The 22592-nt window shown below is 50.2% G+C and carries 20 protein-coding genes; 12 read left to right on the plus strand and 8 right to left on the minus strand.

Annotated features, from left to right (window positions below; translation table 11 throughout):
* Nucleotides 1-5: 5 nt before the first annotated feature.
* The 3 genes from ACLD72_RS15405 to corA all read left to right on the plus strand — a co-directional run bounded on the left by ACLD72_RS15405 (nucleotide 6) and on the right by corA (nucleotide 2579).
* Nucleotides 6-1220 (plus strand): Ger(x)C family spore germination protein, encoded by a 1215-nt coding sequence (locus ACLD72_RS15405; protein ID WP_410996602.1) that lies wholly within the window; start codon nucleotides 6-8, stop codon nucleotides 1218-1220.
* Entirely contained in the window at nucleotides 1217-1441 is a 225-nt protein-coding gene (locus ACLD72_RS15410) for a hypothetical protein (RefSeq protein ID WP_410996604.1), read from the plus strand. The genes ACLD72_RS15405 and ACLD72_RS15410 overlap by 4 nt, the downstream gene beginning before the upstream one ends.
* A gap of 178 nt (nucleotides 1442-1619) precedes the next feature.
* Nucleotides 1620-2579 carry a magnesium/cobalt transporter CorA gene (corA, locus tag ACLD72_RS15415; RefSeq protein ID WP_410996605.1) on the plus strand — a complete coding sequence of 320 codons (960 nt, stop codon included), beginning with the start codon at nucleotides 1620-1622 and terminating at the stop codon, nucleotides 2577-2579.
* Nucleotides 2580-2602: 23 nt separating this feature from the next.
* Here corA and ACLD72_RS15420 read toward each other — a convergent pair whose 3' ends face one another.
* Complete coding sequence (locus ACLD72_RS15420; protein WP_410996607.1) at nucleotides 2603-3094, minus strand: hypothetical protein; 492 nt, start codon at nucleotides 3092-3094, stop codon at nucleotides 2603-2605.
* A gap of 244 nt (nucleotides 3095-3338) precedes the next feature.
* Here ACLD72_RS15420 and ACLD72_RS15425 point away from each other — a divergent pair, with 244 nt between their 5' ends.
* The 4 genes from ACLD72_RS15425 to rlmD all read left to right on the plus strand — a co-directional run bounded on the left by ACLD72_RS15425 (nucleotide 3339) and on the right by rlmD (nucleotide 7852).
* The gene (locus ACLD72_RS15425; protein ID WP_251595662.1) at nucleotides 3339-3629 is read left to right on the plus strand and encodes a YerC/YecD family TrpR-related protein; all 291 of its coding nucleotides are present in this window, start codon (nucleotides 3339-3341) and stop codon (nucleotides 3627-3629) included.
* A 4-nt stretch (nucleotides 3630-3633) separates the two neighbouring features.
* On the plus strand, nucleotides 3634-4494 hold the full coding sequence (locus ACLD72_RS15430; protein ID WP_410996609.1) for a sirohydrochlorin chelatase: 861 nt from the start codon (nucleotides 3634-3636) through the stop codon (nucleotides 4492-4494).
* A gap of 18 nt (nucleotides 4495-4512) precedes the next feature.
* Nucleotides 4513-5394: a diacylglycerol kinase gene (locus ACLD72_RS15435; protein ID WP_410996611.1), complete on the plus strand. Its 882-nt coding sequence runs from the start codon at nucleotides 4513-4515 to the stop codon at nucleotides 5392-5394.
* An 802-nt stretch (nucleotides 5395-6196) separates the two neighbouring features.
* Nucleotides 6197-7852 (plus strand): 23S rRNA (uracil(1939)-C(5))-methyltransferase RlmD, encoded by a 1656-nt coding sequence (gene rlmD / locus ACLD72_RS15440; RefSeq protein WP_410996613.1) that lies wholly within the window; start codon nucleotides 6197-6199, stop codon nucleotides 7850-7852.
* Nucleotides 7853-8332: 480 nt separating this feature from the next.
* Here the strand turns inward: rlmD and ACLD72_RS15445 are convergent, their stop codons facing one another.
* Entirely contained in the window at nucleotides 8333-9829 is a 1497-nt protein-coding gene (locus ACLD72_RS15445) for a monooxygenase (RefSeq protein ID WP_410996615.1), read from the minus strand.
* Between the two features lie 24 nt (nucleotides 9830-9853).
* Complete coding sequence (locus ACLD72_RS15450) at nucleotides 9854-10255, minus strand: RidA family protein (protein WP_410996624.1); 402 nt, start codon at nucleotides 10253-10255, stop codon at nucleotides 9854-9856.
* 235 nt (nucleotides 10256-10490) lie between these two features.
* Between ACLD72_RS15450 and ACLD72_RS15455 the strand changes: the two genes are divergently transcribed.
* A complete protein-coding gene (locus ACLD72_RS15455; RefSeq protein WP_410996626.1) occupies nucleotides 10491-10967 on the plus strand; it encodes a MarR family transcriptional regulator in 477 nt (158 codons plus the stop codon).
* 167 nt (nucleotides 10968-11134) lie between these two features.
* Here ACLD72_RS15455 and ACLD72_RS15460 read toward each other — a convergent pair whose 3' ends face one another.
* From ACLD72_RS15460 to ACLD72_RS15470, 3 genes are all read right to left on the minus strand, one after another.
* On the minus strand, nucleotides 11135-11803 hold the full coding sequence (locus tag ACLD72_RS15460) for an epoxide hydrolase family protein (RefSeq protein WP_410996628.1): 669 nt from the start codon (nucleotides 11801-11803) through the stop codon (nucleotides 11135-11137).
* A gap of 195 nt (nucleotides 11804-11998) precedes the next feature.
* Nucleotides 11999-12871, minus strand: a complete 873-nt coding sequence (locus ACLD72_RS15465) for an SDR family oxidoreductase (protein ID WP_410996630.1) — start codon at nucleotides 12869-12871, stop codon at nucleotides 11999-12001.
* A gap of 96 nt (nucleotides 12872-12967) precedes the next feature.
* On the minus strand, nucleotides 12968-13822 hold the full coding sequence (locus ACLD72_RS15470) for a helix-turn-helix transcriptional regulator (RefSeq protein WP_410996632.1): 855 nt from the start codon (nucleotides 13820-13822) through the stop codon (nucleotides 12968-12970).
* A 247-nt stretch (nucleotides 13823-14069) separates the two neighbouring features.
* On the opposite strand from ACLD72_RS15470, the gene ACLD72_RS15475 reads away from it, so the two are divergent.
* Nucleotides 14070-14870, plus strand: a complete 801-nt coding sequence (locus tag ACLD72_RS15475; protein ID WP_410996634.1) for an SDR family NAD(P)-dependent oxidoreductase — start codon at nucleotides 14070-14072, stop codon at nucleotides 14868-14870.
* Between the two features lie 484 nt (nucleotides 14871-15354).
* Here the strand turns inward: ACLD72_RS15475 and ACLD72_RS15480 are convergent, their stop codons facing one another.
* Nucleotides 15355-16698 (minus strand): MFS transporter, encoded by a 1344-nt coding sequence (locus ACLD72_RS15480; protein ID WP_410996636.1) that lies wholly within the window; start codon nucleotides 16696-16698, stop codon nucleotides 15355-15357.
* A 140-nt stretch (nucleotides 16699-16838) separates the two neighbouring features.
* On the opposite strand from ACLD72_RS15480, the gene ACLD72_RS15485 reads away from it, so the two are divergent.
* Nucleotides 16839-17441, plus strand: coding sequence for a TetR/AcrR family transcriptional regulator (locus tag ACLD72_RS15485; protein ID WP_410996638.1), 603 nt, complete (start codon nucleotides 16839-16841; stop codon nucleotides 17439-17441).
* Nucleotides 17442-17579: 138 nt separating this feature from the next.
* On the opposite strand, the gene ACLD72_RS15490 is transcribed toward ACLD72_RS15485, so the two are convergent.
* A complete protein-coding gene (locus tag ACLD72_RS15490) occupies nucleotides 17580-18866 on the minus strand; it encodes an FAD-dependent oxidoreductase (RefSeq protein WP_410996640.1) in 1287 nt (428 codons plus the stop codon).
* A 150-nt stretch (nucleotides 18867-19016) separates the two neighbouring features.
* Between ACLD72_RS15490 and ACLD72_RS15495 the strand changes: the two genes are divergently transcribed.
* The gene (locus ACLD72_RS15495; RefSeq protein WP_458475893.1) at nucleotides 19017-19628 is read left to right on the plus strand and encodes a TetR/AcrR family transcriptional regulator; all 612 of its coding nucleotides are present in this window, start codon (nucleotides 19017-19019) and stop codon (nucleotides 19626-19628) included.
* A gap of 799 nt (nucleotides 19629-20427) precedes the next feature.
* Nucleotides 20428-22140 (plus strand): biosynthetic-type acetolactate synthase large subunit, encoded by a 1713-nt coding sequence (gene ilvB / locus ACLD72_RS15500; RefSeq protein WP_410996926.1) that lies wholly within the window; start codon nucleotides 20428-20430, stop codon nucleotides 22138-22140.
* Nucleotides 22141-22592 lie beyond the last annotated feature (452 nt).

Consider the following 22592-nt stretch of genomic DNA (forward strand, 5'->3'; position numbering starts at 1 on the left):
GCGATATGCGAAAAAGTAAAACGATATCCGCCATGTTTCTGCTCGGCAAACGGCTTTTGCCTATATTGGCAGGAGCGGCGTTTCTGTCCTTGACCGGCTGCTGGGACAGGGAGGAAGTGAACGGACTTGCGATCGTCACGAGCGCGGGCTTTGACCGGGCGGAGGACGGAACCATCGAACTGACTTTGGAAGTCGCCGCTCCGCAGCAGGGAGAAAGCGGCAAGCCGCCAAGCGGGGACCAAAAGCAAAAGAACGGAAAAACGATCATACGCACCGCGGCCGGGAAAACGGCGGCAGATGCGCAGGGCCGGCTGCAAATGATGCTGCCGCGTACGATTTATTGGGGACAATTGCAAGTACTTGTTGTCGGGGAAGCGCTCGCGAGGGACGGGTTGCGCGAGCAACTGGATTATCTGGTGCGCGACAATGAAATCCGCTTGCGGGTTATGCCTTTCGTCACGCGCGGAAAGGTCCGGGACTTTTTCGAATCGCCTTATTTACTGGAAAAGACGAAAGCCGACTTTCTGCAGAGCGAAGCCGCGCGCGTTTTTCATAAACCGTTGACGATAAGTCAACTGGTTCAGCGTTTTAGCGGTGATCAGAATGGAGCGATCCTGCCCTTTGTAGATGTTCCGCAAGAAGGAGGGGAGAATGGCGGGGATCCGTACATTAAGGGGTTCGCGGTCTTAAACCAGGGGCGGATGATCGGAACAATGACGGGGGACTCTTTTCTCGCCGCGAAATGGGTGATGAATCAATTGAAAAACGATGTCCAAACCGTAAACGTGGGGAGCGGGTCTCCCTCCCGCGTAACGCTGGTGATCACCGCCTCGAACTCCCGCTTGATTCCATCCCGTAAGGAAGGGGAATGGCAAATGGAAATTCGCATCGGTTCGGAACTAAGCATGATCCAAAACACAACCCGTCTGCCCATGGCCGATCCGCAACATGCCCGGAAGCTTGAAACGGCAATGGCTGAACATATGCGGGAGATGGTCGAGCAGACTGTAAAAGAGGCGCAGCGCATGCGTACCGATATTTTTGGATTCGGGGAAGCGATCAACCGCCGGAATCCCCGCGAATGGAAAAAGCTTGCGCCCCGTTGGGATCGTTTCTTTCCCCAGATGGCCGTCAAGGTAGAGGTTGAGACGGACTTGCGCCGCATCGGCATGAACAGCATTCCCGTCGGGTTGACGCAGCAGGAGGAAAAGAAGCAATGATCTGGCTGAAAATTGCGGGCATATCGCTGATCGCCGCTTTGATCGTCAGGTTCGAGTGGCTTCGTCTGAACGAAGGCAGCACCCGGGAACGGGCGGCACTCGTCGCCGTGATGGCCATAGGCTGGGTCTCTGCCCTGCTGATCATTCTATTTCCGAAAATACCGGGACCGCTTATGTTGATCGACTGGCTGTACCGGCCGCTTTCCAGCTTAATAAGTTGATGAGGTGCTGTAAATGGTGGAAAAGGGAAAGATTACCCAGGGGCGACAGCTTGGATCCGCGGCAAGCTGGGGGCGCGGAAAGCCAAATAGGGCGCCGGAGACAAATTGCGAAAAGGGGCGTTTTCGCGTACGCTAAAATCATCATTAGCAGCGGCATGGAGAAAGGGGAGAAGACGGCTTGATCAGAGTAATGGGGATGACGCACGACCATAAAGTCGTTTCGGACCTTCCGCTGGAGCGGTCGTTTGACGAGAAATACGTATGGATCTGGGCCGATTTTAACGAGCCGGTGCCGGAGGAAGCCGAGTTGCTGGGTTCTTTTTTTCACTTTCATCCGCTCGCGATCGAGGATAGTTTGCATGTATTGCAGCGCCCCAAAATGGACTATTACGAGGATTATCAGTTTCTGGTGCTGCACGCCCTGGACCCGGACACTTTGGGCACGGTGGAAGTGAACCTGTTTATCGGGGACAAATATTTGGTGTCGTTCCATCAGCGCAGGCTGCGGGAAATGAACGAGGCGTGGGAAAACATGCTGAAGCGGGCCCATGACCGGAAGGTTTGGGTGCACGGGCCTTATTCCGCGGCATATATGGTGATCGACAGCCTGGTGGATCAGTATTTCCCTTGTGTGTATGCGATCGAGGATGAGCTGGACGAGCTGGAGAAAAAGGGAAGCCATGAATCGGTGGAGCTGCTGATGAACCAGGTGTTCGATCTGCGGAGCCGGCTGCTGAAGCTGCGGCGGACGATCGTGCCGATGCGCGACTTGATGTACCGCATCTTGAATTCGCAGCATGTGCAGGGCGATAAGGAGCCGCGCGCCTATTATGCGGACATTCACGACCATCTGCTGAAGCTGTCCGAAATGGTTGAGGCCGACCGGGAAATGACTGCGGATTTGCGCGACTCCTACATTTCGCTGAATTCCAACCGGATGAACGGGATCATGAAAACATTGACCGTCATTACGACAGTGTTTATGCCGCTAACGCTGATCACCGGCATCTACGGGATGAATTTTGTCTATATGCCCGAGCTGTCGTGGAAATACGGTTATTTTGCTGTCATAGCCCTGATGCTGGCGCTTGTAGGGTGGATGATTCTCTGGTTCGGCAAGCGGGGCTGGTTTAAATAGGGTGTAGGGCAAACGCCGCCGGATTAACGGCGGCGTTTGGCCGGCTTGCCTGACTTGCTGCTGCGCTTACGGCCATTGCCGCGTCTGCGCGAGCCGCTGCGGCTTTTTCTGCGGCGGCGGGGCCGGTATTCATCGTACCGTCCTCCAGAACCTCCGCCTTGCCGTTTTTTGCCGAACGGAAGGAGGCTGGCAATCATTTTGGCCATCGGGGCGAATTGTTGAACGGTTTCCATCACCTTTTGCACTTTGCCCACAGTGGCCAGTATTCCGTCAACGCCGCCAAGCTTGTCGACGATGCCTTTCAGATCGCCCAGATTGGGGATGGAAAGGCCGCCAGCCGATCCCGCGGAACCGCCCGCCGCCGCGCTCGAAGCGCCATCGAACGGTTCGATGGATGGCGGAGTGTAGGGCGTGAGCGCCGTAGAATCGGAGGGGGACGTTACCCCCGGGTAATAGTCGCTATACGGAAATGCCGTGGGCGCGGTGCTTTGCCGGTAAGCATGATGATGTGGCATGGTATCACTGTCCTTTTTAGGGTATTTTATCGGAACGCCTTTTTTTGGGGATATAGGCGTTTGTAATACTATACTTTATGAGACCCGGGCGCGTGGCGTATGGACGAATGTCCCGGTTCCGGTGGGTGTTCGCGGATTTTGGGCGTTCTTTCTGTGATGCGTGAAACCGTTAATGCTTGAAAAGGGGGACTCCGCTCGGGTACAATGGGGGTGTGGTTAAGTAATGGTAGGGGATGATTATCCAGTGCAGCTGAAGAAATTGAATGACAAAACGATCGATCAATTATTTGAAGCTATTTTAACGTTAAAAGACATTGAGGAATGTTATACTTTTTTCGACGATCTGTGTACCATAAATGAAATCCAATCGATGTCCCAGCGGCTGGAGGTTGCGCGAATGCTCGGCAAAGGCAGCACCTACAACCAGATCGAGGCGGAAACCGGAGCCAGCACGGCGACGATCTCCCGCGTGAAGCGCTGCCTGAATTACGGCAACGACGGGTACAAGATGACGCTGGACCGTTTGGGGCGGTAAGCCGATGCAGGAAAAGATGCGGACGGCGGACAAGGGGCGGGCGGCAAAGGCTCGGCCGCTTCAGGAGCCGCCGCCTTTGGATTCGCTTGCTTCAAAACCGGGAGTACTGGTGATCAGCCACGGGTCTCCAGACGATCATTGGATAGCTCTGGTGGACGAGGCTGTCGCGGAAGCGGCAGCTTGTTTGCCTGCGGACCTTCCCGTGGTGTCGGCATTTCTGGAAATCGTGGAGGGCCGCCTCATTCAGGACGGGATAAACGAACTGGAAGCGCAAGGAGTGACAGATTTGCTTGTCATTCCTTTATTTGTATCTTCGGGCAGCACGCATATCGATGAGATCGCTTACGCGCTGGGCGTAAAGGATACGCCGGAGAAGGAAACCGATCTGGAAAGATTCCGGGTATCCGCCCGCGTGTTTTTTGGCGATCCTATAGATGATGATCCACTGGTCGCCGAGATGGTCTGGGACAAGGTGAAGGGACTGTCGGCGCGTCCGGATCGAGAGGTACTGCTGCTCGTGGGCCATGGCAGCATCCATGAGGCATTTCTGCAACGCTGGGAGCGGGGGATTTCCTCGCTGGCCGCGCGGGTGGGGCAAATCAGCGGGCTGGCGGCCGCCGACTACGCTCTGCTTAATCCTGACAGCGTGCGGCGCAAAGTCGGCTATTGGACGGAAGAGCAGGGATATGACGTCATCGTGGCCCCGTTGTTTTTAAGCGCCGGGTATTTTACCAAAACGATGATTCCTTCCCGGTTAAACGGGCTATCGTACCGGTATTCGGGGGATGCCCTGCTGCCGCATCCGCTCCTGTCCCGCTGGATGTCGCAGCATATTTTGCATATAATGGGATCATTGACAATATGAAAATCAGGTGGCGTTAGGATGAAAAGAGCTAGGTTGATTTATAATCCCACCTCGGGAAGGGAAGAAATGCGGCGCATTTTGCCGGATGTACTGGAGCGTCTGGATCGCCACGGCATCGAAACGTCCTGTCACGCGACGGCAGGGGCGGGGGATGCTACGCGCGAAGCCGCCGAGGCGGTGGGGCGTGGATACGACATCATCATCGCGGCCGGCGGCGACGGTACGCTGAATGAGGTCGTGAACGGCATGGCCGGGAAAAGCAATCTGCCGCCGCTCGGCATTTTCCCGCTGGGGACGACCAACGATTTCGCCCGGGCGATGGGAATACCGAGGCGCTGGGAGGATTATTGCGACCTGGTCATCGAGAATAAGACAAGACCGATCGACATCGGCAAAGTCAACGGCCGTCACTTTATCAACATCGCCGGGGGCGGGAAGTTGACGGAACTGACGTATGAGGTCCCCAGCCGGCTGAAGACGCTGATCGGGCAGCTCGCTTATTATATGAAGGGCATTGAAAAGATGGCTAGCCTGTCGCCGACGGAGCTGATTTTTCAGGCCGAGGGGTACGAGGTCATCGAAGGAGAGTTCATGCTGTTCCTGATCGCCAACAGCAATTCGGTCGGCGGCTTCGAGAAGCTGGCGCCGGATGCGCGCATCGACGACGGGCTGCTGGATGTCATCGCCCTCAAGAAATGCAACCTGGCGGAGTTCATCCGCCTGGTGACGATGGCGCTGCGCGGCGATCATTTCAGCGATCCGCACGTGCTGTACTTCAAGACGCGGCGGATGGAGGTCACCTCGCCGGCCCGCGTGCAGCTCAACCTCGACGGGGAGCTGGGCGGCGAACTGCCGGGCGTGTTCGAGATTTTGCCGCAGCATTTGCGGATTTTCGCTTAGTGCTTAGGAGAAGCACTAATATTGGTGTAGGGTCCCCCGCCGGGATGGCGGGGGATTTGTGCGCTGGCTGGATGTGACTGCACGCAGACTGTACACTGACTGCACACTGACTGCACACTGACTGCACACTGACTGCACGCAGACTGTACGCCGGTTGCACGATAACTCTATGCTAACTACACATTGACTACACGATTACTGTACGAACTCGTACGCTCTCACAAGTATGGCCACTCGTATGCTACCCCGTACGGCTACCCGTACGCTAACGGACTCCAGAGACCTTAAAAAGCTCAAAATGGGCGCGGCAAAATTGTAACGGACCGAGGTGCCGTTATTTCCGTCAAACCACCCCAAAATCGTCTGGTTTGGGGCGAATAGCGTCATCTGAGTCCGTTAGCGCGGGAAATACCGGGGAAATGAGCGAATAAGGTCTCTCCTGTCCGTTAGGGAAACGGCAACACTCAGTACCATCAAGCGGTCGCGTTATTGCCACAATTTTTGGGTGTAGTTTCCAGTGATGGACTCAAAGTTTGGATACAAATGGCCGGGCTTAGGATATGATGATGATAGCGAGCGAATAGACAAACCAACAAGTTTCGGGGAAAAAGAAGCCTTCGAACTTTTCGCATAAATCTTTGGTAAAACGTGAAGGAGCAGTTCCATGACTAAGCAACGAAAAAGCTTCAAAGCCGGTTCCGGCGGTAGAGCAGGCGGAGGTACTGGGAAAGGGGGGCGAGCCCCTGGAAGCGGGCGCCCCCCTGGAAGTAAGGGACAAGCGGCTGGCGGCGGGGAGAAGCATATGCGGAACGCGGCAGCCACGGCGGGGCTTACCGGGCTTCCCGTCAACAAAAACGATGAACTCGTCATCGATATCATCGGGATGAATCATGATGGGGAAGGCGTCGGCCGTGCCGAAGGCTACACATTGTTCGTGGCCGGTGCGCTGCCGGGCGAGAAGGTCCGCGTCAAGGTGCTGAAGACGAAAAAGCAGTACGGCTACGCTAAGCTGCTTGACGTCGTGAAGGCTAGTCCGGACAGGGTAGCGGCACCCTGCCCGATCTACGACCAGTGCGGCGGGTGCCAGCTGCAGCACTTGAGCTATGAGGCGCAACTGTCCTGGAAGCGGCAGCACGTCGTCGACGCGCTGGAGCGGATCGGCAAGCTGCGCGTGGCGAGGGCGGCGCAACCGGCCGTGTCAGGCGTGGTGCCCACAGCGGCACAGTCGGCATCCGCGCCTTCTGGTGCGGCCGACTCGGCCGGCAGTATGCACGGGGGCGCTATTGCGGCGGGCGGAGGTGCAACCAAAGCGGTGAAGGACGCACCTGGCATGGACACGGCAATTGCCGAAGGTGCAGTTCCAAGCGGCTTCGGTACAGATGATGCCGTTGGTAGCGCCAGCAGCCTCACCGTGCCGGAGCAAGGCATCGTCGTCCGCCCGACGCTGGGCATGAACGAGCCTTGGCGCTACCGCAACAAGGCGCAGGTGCCGATCGGCGTCACCGAGGGCGGCCTGGTCGGCGGCTTTTACGCGCGGGGCAGTCACCGCATCGTCGATATGGAAACGTGTCTGATTCAGCACGAACATAACGACGATGTCGTTTCCCGCGTCAAAGCGATCGGCCGCCAGCTTGGCGTCACCGCCTACAACGAGGAGACCGGGCGCGGCTTGCTGCGCCATGTCGTCGTGAAGAAGGCGTTCCGCACAGGCGAGATGATGCTGGTTCTCGTCACCAACGGGCGGGATATCCCGCATGCCGATACCTGGATCGGCCTCATCCGGGAGCAAATCCCGCAGGTGGTCAGCATCTGCCAAAACGTGAACACGAAGCAGACCAATGTCATCTTCGGAGACGAAACGCGTGTCCTCTGGGGGCGAGACGTGATTTATGACTATATTGGCGAGGTGCAGTTTGCGATCTCGGCGCGTTCTTTTTATCAGGTGAATCCGGTGCAAACGGAAGTTCTGTATAACAAGACGGTGGAGTACGCCGGGTTGACCGGCAAGGAAACCGTCATTGACGCCTATTGCGGCATCGGCACGATTTCGCTATTTTTGGCGCGGCATGCAGACCAGGTGTACGGGGTCGAGATTGTCAGGGAGGCGATTGAAGATGCACGCCGCAATGCGCAACTGAACGGAATGGCCAACGTGAAATTCGAGGTTGGCGCCTCGGAGGATGTTATCCCGCGCTGGAAGGAGCAGGGCATCGAAGCTGATGTCATCGTCGTGGACCCGCCACGCAAGGGCTGCGATCCGCGCCTGCTGGACACCATCCTGGAAATGAAGCCTGAGCGAGTGGTGTACGTATCGTGCAACCCCGCGACTCTGGCCCGCGACCTACGCATCCTTGAGGACGGCGGGTATCGGACGGTCGAGGTCACACCGGTCGATATGTTCCCGCATACGGTGCATGTAGAAGCGGTTTGTTCCTTGATTTATAAGGGTTTTGAGTAGGTAGTTAGGGGATTTGGGGACGAAACGCGGTGAAGGGGCTTTCGCTTCGGAAGCATACGCTTGCTTCTCCCGCATTCTTTCACTTGCTTACCTTTGAATCACTGACAGATCAGGCTGCCGATTTCTTCGGTGGCCTTCTGTGCATGTTAGCTTGATTACAGCTTCTGGGTCGGGTATTAAAAAGGTAGGTAACTACGCGAGGTGACAAGCTTCTTTCGCGCTTTTCGCCGAAAGACCCGTTAAGCTGAACCGTATCATGTAAAGCTACGGGCGCATCTTGCAGGAGTAGGAGATCGAAGCGGAAATTACGCCTCAGAATCGGCATAGCCATAACGTAGAGGAATTTAAGGAATCAAGTTTTATCCAATCTGAGGACAAGAACTTGATTCCATTGACGTAAAGGACAGTGCTTGTTCAATTATCTACAGACCTTGCCTTAGCTGGGTAAGGGGGAGGCGGTTACACACCTCAAACGAATCACTAATCCGTAATGTCTCCGCACCAGCGAGTGATTCCTTCATTTATTTTTTGCATTGGATTCGGATCTGATAGAGAAATTGCCCAGGCAATATGTCCATCCGGCCGAATAAGTGCCGTGTGGACGTCGTTCCAATCCGCGTCTGCCTCAGCCAAAGATGCATGTAAAACTTGGAGGTTGCTATACGTTTCCCATTGGCCGCTATTCTGTTCATTAGAATGGAAATGCAACAGAAGAAAAGTACCTTTGTGCAGGAACGGATAGGAGTTAATCAATTGCCCGTCTTTCAGCTTTAATCTGAGATCCTTGAACCGTTTCCCATTTAAAGGATGGGAAGGCGCTTCGGCGTCGGGAGCATAATGTACATCCATTGCGGAAACTTGTGCGGCGATTTGATAATTAGCCTCTGGTATTTGAAAAAGATTAGCCAACATGCTTCGCAGTTCCGTGATGGGAGGAGTCACGTCCAGAAGCAGGGTTTGGACCTCGGTATTCCGGAGCAAGGCTGTATTCCATGGGAAACGTTCGGCATGATAACTGTCCAATAGCCAGTCCGGAGCCCAGCCTTTGATTGCTCCTGCAAGCTTCCAGCCTAAATTCATCGCTTCTTGTAAGCCGACGTTCATTCCCTGTCCACCAGCGGGAAAATGAATGTGCGCCGAATCTCCCGCCAAAAACAATCGACCATTCCGATAGCGTCCCGCTTGCCGCGTCGCATTTCCAAAACGGGACACCCATTTCACATCGTTCAATCCCAGGTCGCTTCCGGTCGTACGGATGATCGATGAACGAAACTCTTCCAATGTAACGGGCTCATCCTTAGCGATGTTGCGTCTCTCCATATCGATAATTAAGACCCGATAGATATGATCATTGATCGGCATGATGCTGACCAAACCTTGTTCTGTAATCCGGGATATGACACTCATAGGAGCCAAATCAGATAGAACGGCATCCCCCAGAATAGCCGTGAAGGTCGCGTCTGTACCTTCAAAGGATATATTTGCATGTTTGCGAACCAAACTTCTGGCTCCGTCCGTACCTACCACATAAGCAGATCGTAACGTTGTTTCTCCATTAGGTCCGGCGATCTTAACGTCGACCCCATCCTCATCCTGATGCACAGATAGAGCCTCAACCCCTCTCCAGACCTCTGCGCCAAGGCTAAGAGCCCATTCCTCCAGCACCTTCTCCGTCTCACTCTGCGGTAAAAAGAGAGTGTAATTGGAGGAAGAATCCAACGCCGAGAAATCCAAAGGAGTTTCTAATCCGGCAAAATGTCCTCTCGAAAGTAAGCGGCCTTTACTGACTAATTGTGATTTCACTCCACGCATATCTAATATTTCAAGAGTTCGTGGATGTACGGTAAGCGCACGCGAATATGGGGTTGTCTCTTTTAACCGCTCAATGACGCAGACCTTTACACCGGCTAATGCCAACTCTCCAGCCAACATCATGCCGACAGGTCCGCCACCGATAAGGATGACTTCATATTTCATATAAATTACCTCTTTTCTTAAACATTATGGGAAGATCACGATAGCATCTATTTCGATAAGCCATTCAGGATCGGCTAGTGCTTGAACGCCTATATAGGTACTTGCTGTCTTCGGCCAGTTAGAGCCAAACACATGAAATCCGGCGTCAAAAATAATCGAAATCAATTCCGGTTTGTGGTTTACCACAAAAATATTCATTTTTGCAATGTACAATGGTTCCGCTTGTGCGGCTTCTAATGCATGCTTTAGATTGGTGAACACTTGAATCGCTTGTGCGTAATAGTCCCCTGAACCGACCAATGCGCCTGTTTCATCTACAGCAACCTGACCTGAGATGAAGGCCAGTTTAGAGACAGTAGTTACCACGACATGAGAAATTACAGGTGTAACCTTATCCGTCAATGTCTTCGGATTCACGATTTCCATAGGCAGGTATGCACCTCCTTCATTAATTATTGTTTCGTTAGAACCCTTTTTATTGCTTGTTAAAAATAGGTGTGATAAAAATTATATATAATTTTTGTTTCATATGAAACAATATTATTGTATTTGGTCACTATATATCCTGTCAACCCCAATCTCAATATGAGCATACAAGTTTGTTTCTAGCGAAACAATCTATGATATAATAAAACAAATGAGTCAAGGAGCCAGCATAACCATGGATACTGCCAATAAAAACAAAGCTGCAATTCATGAATTTTTCGTTCAGTTTCTTGAGCAAAAAGAGCAATATGAAAGCCGAATTACTGCCACATATCTGGAGGATATCCGGAAGCATACCGAACTGGAATTCAGTTTGAACATGACGGAACTGCACGCCATTGCGTGTATCGGAGAGCAGGAGCCGATCAATGTCACTTCCATCGCGGAAAGGATAAATTTAAGCAAAGGGAATACCTCCAAGATCGCAAATAAATTACTAAAGGCCGGTTGGGTGCGAAAAGCCCAACTCAACGATAACAAAAAGGAAGTGTATTTTCGGCTAACGCCTGTCGGCAAAAAGCTATTTGCTGCTCATGATGAGCTCCATGCGAAGGAAAAGCAAAGAATGTACGAATTTTTGGAAAGATATAACGAAAGCGAGCTCGAATTTATTAAACGGCTGTTTGGAGATATGGTTGACTTCTATCGCTAACCTACCTCAACAAGGTCAAGAGAAAGCCGCTCGTTTTCCGACAGGGGAACTGAGCGGCAACATGATGCAGGATCATGGAACGACCGCGGTCCGTGGTACTTTTCTTATTATCTGCTAGACAGAAGTGTATTTAGATTGGATTGACTGGAGTTGTTTGAAGAGGGACTTCAAATCAAATTATGGCGATTTGATAGAGAATTAAAGAAAGTTCGATCTCGAATAATCCCGATATCGGTTAGATGGATTCCGTATAACCGGTCGGGATGGTTTGCCGCCAGGTATCTGGTCACACCGGAGCCCATATCCCCACCGGCGGCAGCGAATTTTCTGTAGCCTAATTCTTCGGTCATGAGTTTAACCCACATTTCGGCGACACGAAAATTGTTGACCCCGGGATATTTAGGGCGGCTGGAGAATCCAAAGCCAGGCAATGAAGGGACGATTACGTCAAAAGCGTCCTCGGGGTTGCCGCCATGGCTGGCCGGATCCGTAAGCAGCGGGATGATTTTTTGGTAACGAAGGTAACTGTCGGGCCATCCGTGAGTAAGAATCAGGGGCAAAGGGGTAGGTCCTTTACCGCGTTCATGTACGAAGTGCACGTCGATCCCATCGATCTTGCAGCGAAACTGGGAGAAGCGGTTCAACTTGGCTTCTTGTGCGCGCCAATCATAATGGTCCCTCCAATACGAAACTAGCGATTTTAAGTAATTTAATTCCGTGCCCCGTTCCCAATCCGCATTTTCCAATTGATCCGGCCAACGGATGTGATGAAGTCTGTATTGCAGATCGTCCAGGATTTCATCAGAGACCTGAATTTGAAAACGTTCAATAGTCAAAATGATTTTCCTCCTCTTCTTGATACATCGTCATTATATCCCTCAAGCGGGTGTGGTACATTCTGAATTTTGATCAATATCGCAAATAACGGCAAGTATGAAATATGCTCCCCTTTAAGTAAGCAGGTTTAATAAATAAACCGGCTACTTCAGAGGAGCATATCAGTTGCCGTGGATGTCGAATTCTTTGGTCCTTTAAAATTGTTTTACCACATCATCTGAATCAGTGGAGTAAGCCAGCTCTTTCTGTGCTTCCAGAGCGGCCAGTCTGTCCAGCAGGGCTGCCCGGATTTGCTCATAGGCGTCACTGCCCAACGCCATACGTATCGGACCCTCTCCCTGGTCGACACGACGGATAATCTGCTGCGCCATTTTATCCGGATCGCCGACAACCATTTGATTGAACATGCTCATATCTATACCAGGCAGTTCTCCCTTCATCAGGCTAACGAATTGGCCCGCCTCCGTATCCCGGTATTCGTCCATCCGCTCACCGAATACGGCGTTGCTTGTAATGAAATTCGTTCGGATTCCGCCGGGCTCCACCATCGTGGTCTTAATATTGAACGGAGCCACTTCCTTAGCCAGCGCTTCAAAGGCTCCTTCGACCGCCCATTTCGAAGAGCAATACAGTCCCATACCCGGAATAGAATAATGACCCGCCATACTCGAAATCTGTACCATGTGACCGCCGCCCTGCTTACGGAAAAAGGGCAGGACTGCACGCGCTACACGCAGGGAGCCAAGCACATTGGTCATAAACTGATGCTCAATTTGCCCGTCGCTTGCTTCTTCCACTGCGCCATACAAGCCATAGGCTGCATTATTGACAAACACATCGATCGTGCCCAGTTCTAAAAATGCACGTTCCACCACTTCAGCAATTTGCTGAGAGTTTGTCAGATCTAAATTAGCCTGCCAAAGCCCAGAGCCATACTGTGCCTGCAGATCATCCAGCACACCCGGCTTGCGTACCGTTGCGGCTACACGGTCCCCTCTATCAAGCAACTGGCGAGTTATACGTGAACCCAAGCCTCCTGATGCTCCTGTAATGAACCATGTTTGCATGCTAAACACCCTCCATTCGTTGTCATCCACTGAATTATACAAACAACTAGAGGGAGCTAGCCACAGCACGTCTATTCTATTAACGGGAGTAACAGTCTACGGGAGCTGCCTGTCCTGCTCAAGTAAACGCAATAATCTCTCCTCCGTACCTGAACCGGGCACCGGAACAAAGAAACACCAGTGCAGTCCCGGGTCATTATCGATTACAGCCGCGGAATGGAGCTCGAACTCCATCTCCTGTCCGTCAGGAACACAGAATAAAGCGGTGGCTACGCGTTTTTGTTTGATTTCATATAGCTCCCAGAAATGCATGAATTCCTCGCTTTCCCGTCTCAAGCGTTCGAACCGTTCCATATATAACGGGTTGTTCTTGTAAAGGTCGAAGCTTGCCCGCAGAACCGCTACGGAGTAACGAGCAAAACCTTCCCAATTCAGCAGTCTTGTACGGTAATCCGGCTTTAAAAACATAATGTTCATCATATTCCGTTCGTTGTCCGGCAGACTGCCGAAATCGGCTACGATCAGTTCTGCCGCTCGATTCAAGGCGATAACATCCGTACCTTCGTCCGTGATAAAAGAAGGATAATAAAGTTGATCTACGATTTTCTGCAAAACTCCCGTATCCGGCCCTCCGTTATTTGGCACTGTGACGACACTCGCCGCGTCTACATTGGCCAGATCGAATAGATGCTTCTGCTCGTCTTCGTCAAGCTGAAGCGCTTTGCTGATACTTAGCAGCACTTCCGGCGAAGGATTCACCTCCTTGCCTTGCTCCAGCCAGGCATAGTAAGTCGCGCTTATATTGGCAAGATAAGAGACTTCTTCTCTTCGAAGTCCCGGAGTGCGTCTTCGTCCGGGCAGCGGCTGGATCCCTGCCTCTGAAGGCTGCAAGCGTTCTCTGCGCGATTTTATGAACTCACCCAATGCGGATGAGAAACGATTTGTTTTCAAGAAGCTCACCTCTAATTACTTATATGGAAGAATACGTATCGTAATTAACCAAATGGACTCAAAGCACTTCATATACGATCATTATAATCTCTGTTAAGGTTTCGTTGCCACAAAAGAGAACCATAACGAGTACCGATGCTGTTACTCCCGTTAATAGTATAAACATGCTGTGGCTAACCCCTCCTACCGATAGTACGATTAAGATAATTTACATCAGTGCAGTGCTATCGATAGGAGGCTTTGTATCTTGAACAAGTATGCATATAGAAACAAGCTGGCTGTAGTCACCGGTGCTTCATCCGGAATCGGGAAAGCGTATGCCAAAGAACTGGCGGCACGAGGCTGTCATGTCGTTCTGGCAGCGCGCTCCAAGGACAAACTGGATGCAATGGCAAGGGAAATCAACCGCCAGTACGGCGTACAGGCTTATGCGCTCGCTTGCGATTTGTCCAAAGCGAATGCCCCGCGTCAACTGGCCGAACAAATATCCGAACTGGGCTTGTCGGTCGATATTCTCATCAACAACGCAGGCGTTGGCACATATGGCCGTTTCGAGGAAATAGACCCGGAGCGCGAGCAAGAAGAGATTATGCTGAACACGGCTGCGTTAGTCGATCTTACGCATCGGCTGCTGCCCGATATGCTGAGGAGAAAGGATGGAGTCATCGTTAACGTAGCTTCGATGGCTGCGTTCATGCCTTGTGCATATTCTGCAGTTTATGGGGGTACCAAAGCATTTGTATTGTCCTTCTCTGAGGCGCTATGGGCGGAGACGCGCGGGCGTGGTATTCGCGTGCTCGCACTGTGCCCGGGTGCAACAGAGACGGGATTTTTCGATGCGGTCGGCAGCGAGGAAATGGGGGCGGGCCAAAAGCTCTCGACCCCGGAGAAGGTTGTACGGGTCGGATTTCGAGGGATTGACCAGGGACGCAGCTATATCATCGATGGCCGTAACAATTACCTTATGGCTCAAATGGTCCGATTTTTTAGCAGGCGCAGGGTAGCCTTGATCATGGAACGCATGTCAAAGCCAAAAAGACACGGATAGCGGGATCCGGTTCTTTTGAGGATATACAGCACAAGAGATTTAGAACATGAATGGAGCCTTTATTAACGACAAAATGAAGGTGGTGCCTGTTAAGGCTAATTTTGATGAAGAAGTGCGGAAACGATTGTGGCGTATGTATGAGGAACTAACCGCCAGGTGATGATGGCTGGCATGTTTATTCTCCTGAAAAATTGAAAGCCTCCTTGCGAAAGGGGGCTTTATTTGAAAAGCCGTGAAAAAACTTGCCGTTACAGACAGCGCGGTGAACCTTATCACAAGTAGGGCGAAGTTTTTGCTGTGTACCCATATAATTATTAATATTGTTTGCATGGTGTGACTTTGATGTATCTGTACAGTAAGGTGCGAATCAGCCAGAGTATGACATTGTCATAGTGAAGGGTGACAGAATGCTCAAAGTGTCGGATAAAGGAAAAGCCCCTTGCGCTATTGGTTCAGCGGAAGGGGCTAAGCTTAAAAAATGCTTTCACCTTAAGCCATTGGCCGGATGCCTGTTCAGATCATCTTGGGAATTATCTGCTCGCGTTGCGAGTATTAGAAAAATGCCGATAACTGACATAACGATGACAATGATAAAGGAGATTGTAAAGTTAGTATTGAAGGATAAAAATCGACTTAAAATAGAAGGACCAAATGCACCTCCTAAAATACTTAAAAGCGTGAAGAGTCCCATCCCGATACCAATCTCCGTCTTTTTCAAGGTCGATGGCACAACATTGGCAGCGGATGATACTAATGTAGTATAGCCGAGCGCAAAGATGAACATGACTATCCCAATGCCGATGGGCATGTCTTGCAAAACCGCCATAAGCAGTGCTCCCAGAATCATAAAACCATGACCAGCTAGGATAATGATCCTGCCATTGTACTTGCGAGAAAGTGCTCCCATGTAAGGGCCGAACAACGAACCAATCAGTGCGCCTGGGAACATGACGATGCCGATCAGGCTTGCTTGCAAGTTACCGCCCTGTTTTAGACCCAAGGGCAATAAAAATAAAGCGGCCGGATATGCAGATGTGCCTACAAATACAGAGAGCAAGGAATTTCTGTAGTTTTTGTTAGCGAGTAAAGAGATGGTGATAAAAGGTGCGTTCTTCCCGCGTATGTGGAATGAAAACGCAATAAGCATCAGGACAGCAATTATTAAAAGGTAAGGATTTAGGCTGATACCTAGTACCAGAATGCCTACTGCCAAGGAGAATAATATAGCTCCTAAGACATCGAATTTCTCCCCTTGTGCAACATTAGTAGGGAAGTGTTTCACAACAAATGGGATAATAAATACGATCAAGAGAGAAACAACAAAAAGACCGTGCCAACCAAACAGTTGAATAATAAATCCACTGAGGACCGGGGCTACTCCGCCCATCAGCGCGAAAGTAGTAGACACAAGGCTTAATGCTTTGCCTCTGTTCTCGGGTTTGAAATATTTAGGCGGAACTACATACGCTAGGGAGGGAATAGCCGCAGCACCAGCTGCTTGAATAATTCTTGCGGTTACAACGGCCGGAAAAGAGCTCGAAAAAACCCCCATTAGCGAACCCAGAGTGAATAGGGCTATCCCTATTAGTATTAATGACCGTGCAGAGAAACGGTCGGTAAGCTTTCCATACGTACCCGAACCTGCTGCTAGTACAACTGCATACAGCGTCGTTACCAGACTGCTTTCGGAAGTGGACAGATGCAAGTCTTTAATAATAAATGGAACAGCAATGTTGAACATATAGACATTCATCGTAGCCAATGATGAGGCAATTAATAATAGGGCTAGTAATGCTTTTTCGTTTATAGGTTTTGCGATAGAATCCATCCTCAATCTCCTTCGGCCATAGTTCTGTTGAATTTGCACTAAATTTAGATTAACATTAAACGGAGAGTTCTCCTCTTTACATTAAACGGAGAGGTCTCCACATGTCAATATGAACCAAGTTTAGTATTAAGGGGGTTAACATGTCTGAGGAAATCAAGGTAATTCAGTCGCGAATTGAACGACGTGATGCCGCCGAGAATCGTCAACGAATATTGGTCGCAGCCCATAAACTTTTTGAGCAGAACGGCGTGGACCAGGTAAGTATGAACCAGATCGCAGCGGAAGCCCAGATAGGTCCGGGCACCCTATATCGTCGTTATGCCAATAAAGGTGAATTGTGTTTGGATTTAATAAAAGACAGTGTCCTTCGGTTCTTCGAAGATATTGAGCAGTATCTATTGCAGCATCAGCAAGAGCCGCCGGATCAACGGTTAAAAGGAATTCTCAAAATTTACATGCCTTTCATTGAGAAGAAAGCACAACTGCTAACAGGAGGCAAGGGATCCGCGTCAGCTCAGCGACTTCCGTATCAATCACAGAATCCGCTCTATAACAAAATGCATCAAATCGCAGTCGAGTTATTCGATGAGATGGCAGCAGCGGATCATCCAAGCCCAAATAGTATATTTAAAGCAGATATGCTGCTGATCGCCATAAGTATTGATTCATATTTTTATCAAAGAGATGTTCGTGGCTATTCACCCGATGAAATTTTGGAACACCTTTGCTCAACATTCATTTAAAGGGGTTTGCTTTCAAAACAAGACAAACTCCTGAGTTCTATTCGGAACAAAAGAGTTTGTCTGCAATCTGAGGGCTTTTCCTTAGATAGCAAAAGCCCTTTCTACATCCTCGTGGATGCGAAATGAAAGTCTGTTACATTAATTCTCTTGTAGTAGTGCTTTTAATCCTGCCGTATTTATTACATTCCATGGTGTATTTAATTCTGGCTGAAAGAAGAAATCGGCATAGGCCAATTGTTCTAATGTGCATCCGGTTTGAATCGCAAGGGAGACCGTATTGATATTAGCAGTCAAATCAACTTTAGACATGATTTGTCCTCCTAAAATCTCTAAAGTTGTTGGATCGTAAACCAGCTTGAACATAACGGTCGTCTCCGGAGAAAACAGGGGCGTCTCTTGTTCCAAGTAAACGGATTTTATTTCAATGCCTAGCTTTTTTGCCGTTTTATCATTCAAACCAGCTGTAGCGAAATAATAATCGAAGATATGCGCACCTGAAGAGCCTTGTACACCAGGAAGCGGATGAATGGCTTCGAATAAATTTTTTACTGCATAATGTGCTTGACGACGCGCGTTGGTTCCTAATGAAACATTCATCCGCATTTTACCGGGATTGTACCAAACCGTTGTTGCATCCCCAATGGCGAAAACATCGGGATCACTTGTACGCATGTATTCATCTGTTTTAATTCTGCCATCCGGCAATAATTCCACTGCGCCTCGCAACCATTCCGTGTTGGGACGATTGCCGGCAGACAAGATGACGAGGTCAGCTGAATAGGTGCCTTTTATAGTTGCAACCTCGATGACTCTATCATTTTCATCACCGACAAATTCGATGATCGAGTTGCCTAGTGCCAATTCCACATCGCGATCTTTCATTTCTTTTTCAAGTACATCCGTAAATTCTTGATCTAAATAGGAGCTTAAAGGACGATTGTTGATGTCCATTAACGTAACCTTTTTCCCTGATTCGGCAAATAATGAAGCTGCTCCAGTCCCAATGTATCCTGCGCCAACAATAACAACGTTTTTAATATCTGGATCTGCAGCATGTTTTCTCATATTGAATAGATCTTGTCGACTGCTCATCGTACCGATGTTTTTTAAATGATGTCCAGGGACAGGAAGAATAAATGGTTTTGCACCAGGACTTATAATGATTTTGTCATAACCCTGCTTTCGCGTTTCCCCTGTCGCATGATTGAATATTTCCACTTGGTGTTTGCGAGGTTCTACTTTAGTTATTTCAGTGTTGCTGAAGATGGATACTCCTTGTTGTTGAATGGATTTAAGATCCTTGGCCGAAGTGGAGGAGAAGTCTCCTTTGTCATACCATTGAACGTTCGCTTTTGGACACATCAATCGTAACGCTTCAACCGCTTCAATCCCCCCGTGCGATGCTCCTAAAACAATAACTTTCATGATTACCTCTCCTTTAAATACATCGCTGTATCTTATTTTATAATTAGGATACATTAACGTATCTTAAAAAGTCAATTAGATACACTAGTGAATCTTATTTATTTAAGATACAGTTTGCTGTATAATGAATGTACAAGGAGAGAAAGAGTGATGACGGAATCAAATAAAAGCCGCCGCCGCGGCGACCAATTACAAAATGATATTTATGCAGCAACGTATCGTCTGCTGGAGACGGAAGGGTACAGTGCGATTAATTTTACGCGTATTGCTCGTGAGGCGAATACCAGTCGTTCGGTGGTTTATCGTTATTGGGATACCCCGTTTGATTTAGTGTTTGCAGCTGTCCAACAACGGATGCAACAATCGGAAGAGAAATTCAAGAATTTGGATTTTGACGAAGGCAGTCTCCGTGATCATTTAGTATATGTTGGTCAGCATTTTATTTTGGAGTCCGACAATGGACCGTTTAGATTATTTAAAATGCTGTTTTCCGAGATGATTAGCCAGCAGGAGCGAGAACGGACAAGCCAGATGTTGGCCGAAGCAACGGGTTCCAATATTAAGATTATGGATTACGTTCTTCAACAGGCCGTACAACGGGGAGAAATCACAAAGCTCCCACCTAAAGCGACCAAACTCATTCTTTTTGAGCAAATTCGCTATACGTTTATGCTTGAAAATGGACGGGTGTCGCATCAGAAATTGGAAGAGATTGTTGATCATGTGGTGTTGCCGGCAATTTTATATTTTTCGAAACCGTGAATTCTCATCTGGAGCATGAATGGGTTAAACTTAACGGGTACAAGAGCTCAATAATCATAAAGCAGCTTAGTATAAATTCGGTTGGAAAAAAGCCGAGTCTGTGCTATTATCAGAAAAAGTTCAAATATAGCGAAGAAGAGAAGGCTATGCACTAGCGTTTATGTCCAGAGAGCGGAGGGATTGCTGAAACCTCCGTCGTAACGTATGTATAGTGTCGTCTCGGAGCTGTTGACCGAACGCGGAAGGCGTGATAACACGCCCGCAAGTAGGATCAACCGGCCTGGCATCCGTTAACATGCTGCAGGTATAGCATCGGCTTTACCTCATGAGACTGCAATTGCGAGATTGCAGTAAACCTGGGTGGTACCGCGAACATTCCCCTTTCGTCCCAAGGCTTCAAGCAGTAGCTTGAGCCTTGGGAAGGAAGGGGTTATTTAATACCAACAGGCGATGAAGAGAAAGCCGGCAAGGGCGGTTATGCCCAGAGAGCAGAGGAAACGCTGAAACCTTTGCCTTAACCCTTTGTATGGTGTCGTCTCGGAGCTGTTAACCGAAAGCGCGGCTGATCTCTTTCCGTGCCCGCAAGTAGGCTTAACCGAAATGGTGCTCGTTAACGCGCCGCAGGTAAGGCATCGGCCTTACCTCATGAGGCTGCATTCGCGAGGGTGGCAGCGAACTTGGGTGGTACCGCGAAAAAATCCCCTTTCGTCCCTGTATGAGCTGACCGCTGTCAGTTTGCTCAGGAGGAGAGGGGTTTTATTTTGCAAAGGAGGCTGCCCAAGTGGAACAGCAATTAGGAATGACGAATGAAACAACGACGTCATCAGAGGAATATATCACCGGTTCGGAGGTGCTTTTGCGCGGCTTGCTGCAGGAAGGCGTAGAGTGCGTATTCGGTTATCCTGGAGGAAATGTGCTCTATATCTATGACGCGATGGTACATCAGCCAGATTTCAAGCATATCTTGACCCGACACGAACAAGGCGCGATCCACGCGGCGGACGGCTATGCCAGGTCGACGGGGAAGGTTGGGGTATGCATCGCGACATCCGGTCCAGGAGCAACAAATCTGGTGACCGGGATTGCAACCGCCTATATGGATTCGGTGCCGCTGGTGATCATAACGGGGAACGTATCTACGAATGTCATGGGCACGGATGCTTTTCAGGAAGCGGACATCATTAGCATTACGATGCCGATTACGAAGCACAGCTATATGGTTCGCGATGTACACGACCTTCCTCGCATCATTCATGAAGCGTTCTACATTGCAAATACGGGCCGCAAAGGTCCTGTCTTGATCGATATTCCAAAAGACGTGACCAATCAGCGGATGGCATATCGTCCAGCGGACACGGTTCGGTTGCGCGGATACCATGGAGCCCCGGAACCGAATCCGGCAGAAATGGATGCGCTGCTTCAGGCGATTGCGGAAGCGCGCAAGCCGGTTATTATCGCAGGCGGCGGCGTTGTCTATTCGAACGCCTCGCAGGAGCTGATCAAGTTCGTCCACACTACGCGGATTCCGGTCGCGACCACTCTGCTCGGCCTCGGCGGGTTTCCGAGCGATGACGAGATGTGGCTGGGCATGCTCGGACATCATGGCGTATATGCGGCGAACATGGCGGTGCAGAATGCGGATCTCATTATTTCGATCGGCTCGCGTTTCGATGACCGGGTCACGATGAAGCTGGACGGGTTTGCGCCTCAGGCCAAACGTATCGCCCATATCGATATCGATCCTGCGGAAATCGGCAAGAACGTCAAGACAGATCTCGCATGCATCGGCGATATTAAAAACGTGCTGGCTTATGCGAACACGAAAGCGCAAGCAGCCCAGACGGGCACCTGGCTTGAGCAGCTTCAAGAGTATAAGGTGCAGCATCCGCTTCGGTATACCGATTCGGATGCAGTCATTAAGCCGCAATATGTGCTCGAGATGATTAGCGAGACGACGCAAGGAGAGGCAATCATCACCACCGATGTAGGCCAGCACCAAATGTGGACCGCGCAGTTTTACCGCTTCAAGCATCCTCGCTCGCTCATCACGTCGGGCGGTCTTGGCACGATGGGCTTTGGCTTCCCGGCCGCGATCGGCGCTAAAGTCGGAAATCCGGATCGTCTCGTCGTCTCGATCAACGGCGACGGGGGCATGCAGATGTGCGCGCAGGAGATGGCGATCTGCGCGATTCATCAGATTCCGGTCAAGATCGTGGTCTTGAACAACCAGGTGCTCGGCATGGTTAAGCAGCAGCAGGAATTGATGTACGAACGACGCTACAGCCAGATTGATCTGTCCGGCAGTCCGGACTTCGTCAAGCTAGCGGAAGCATACGGGATCAAGGGATTAAGGGCAACGAACAAGGATGAAGCCTCCAAGGTCTGGTTAGAAGCGCTGCAGACGACAGCACCTGTGCTCGTCGAGTTCGTCATCCCGACCAATGAGAATGTGTACCCCATGGTGCTTGCCGGCACGCCGCTGGACCAAATGATTCTAGGGTACGACGAATAATTGCGCTGAAGAGATAAAAAATCTGTTTACAAGGAGCAAGGCATACTCATGGCAACACTTGATGATTTTTTCAAATTAGATATTCGTATCGGTACTGCACTCGATATTGGCAATTCAACTGAGCACTTGATAAGGTGTAAGCGGTTCGCGTGGTAGCACAACCCATTTACGAGAAGAGGTGGCGAAAATGGCATCGGTACCACAAATCAACTACGCTCATGTCATTGAGAAAATGCTTGGCAAATAATAATTTTCTCCATGCTGAACTGTTGTGGGGACGGATTGGGGACGAAAGCCATCATTTTCGAGCCAACGGCAGCCAAACGGGACCGTATGCAAATCGTTGAGCCCCTTATAAATCAAGGTTTTAGCCTGCTGCGGCAGATGGGAACCAAATAGCCTATGTTCCCGCATACGGTGCATGTTGAAGCAGTGATAATGATGACGTATTG

The organism is Paenibacillus lacisediminis (genome assembly GCF_046567315.2).

Bases quoted from the DNA above. Each gene is read 5' to 3' on its own strand.
- ACLD72_RS15405 (WP_410996602.1), top strand. From the start codon at position 6: ATGCGAAAAAGTAAAACGATATCCGCCATGTTTCTGCTCGGCAAACGG.
- ACLD72_RS15410 (WP_410996604.1), top strand. From the start codon at position 1,217: ATGATCTGGCTGAAAATTGCGGGCATATCGCTGATCGCCGCTTTGATC.
- ACLD72_RS15420 (WP_410996607.1), bottom strand. From the start codon at position 3,094: ATGCCACATCATCATGCTTACCGGCAAAGCACCGCGCCCACGGCATTT.
- ACLD72_RS15430 (WP_410996609.1), top strand. From the start codon at position 3,634: ATGCAGGAAAAGATGCGGACGGCGGACAAGGGGCGGGCGGCAAAGGCT.
- ACLD72_RS15435 (WP_410996611.1), top strand. From the start codon at position 4,513: ATGAAAAGAGCTAGGTTGATTTATAATCCCACCTCGGGAAGGGAAGAA.
- rlmD (WP_410996613.1), top strand. From the start codon at position 6,197: ATGCGGAACGCGGCAGCCACGGCGGGGCTTACCGGGCTTCCCGTCAAC.
- ACLD72_RS15445 (WP_410996615.1), bottom strand. From the start codon at position 9,829: ATGAAATATGAAGTCATCCTTATCGGTGGCGGACCTGTCGGCATGATG.
- ACLD72_RS15450 (WP_410996624.1), bottom strand. From the start codon at position 10,255: ATGGAAATCGTGAATCCGAAGACATTGACGGATAAGGTTACACCTGTA.
- ACLD72_RS15455 (WP_410996626.1), top strand. From the start codon at position 10,491: ATGGATACTGCCAATAAAAACAAAGCTGCAATTCATGAATTTTTCGTT.
- ACLD72_RS15465 (WP_410996630.1), bottom strand. From the start codon at position 12,871: ATGCAAACATGGTTCATTACAGGAGCATCAGGAGGCTTGGGTTCACGT.
- ACLD72_RS15480 (WP_410996636.1), bottom strand. From the start codon at position 16,698: ATGGATTCTATCGCAAAACCTATAAACGAAAAAGCATTACTAGCCCTA.
- ACLD72_RS15485 (WP_410996638.1), top strand. From the start codon at position 16,839: ATGTCTGAGGAAATCAAGGTAATTCAGTCGCGAATTGAACGACGTGAT.
- ACLD72_RS15490 (WP_410996640.1), bottom strand. From the start codon at position 18,866: ATGAAAGTTATTGTTTTAGGAGCATCGCACGGGGGGATTGAAGCGGTT.
- ACLD72_RS15495 (WP_458475893.1), top strand. From the start codon at position 19,017: ATGACGGAATCAAATAAAAGCCGCCGCCGCGGCGACCAATTACAAAAT.
- ilvB (WP_410996926.1), top strand. From the start codon at position 20,428: ATGACGAATGAAACAACGACGTCATCAGAGGAATATATCACCGGTTCG.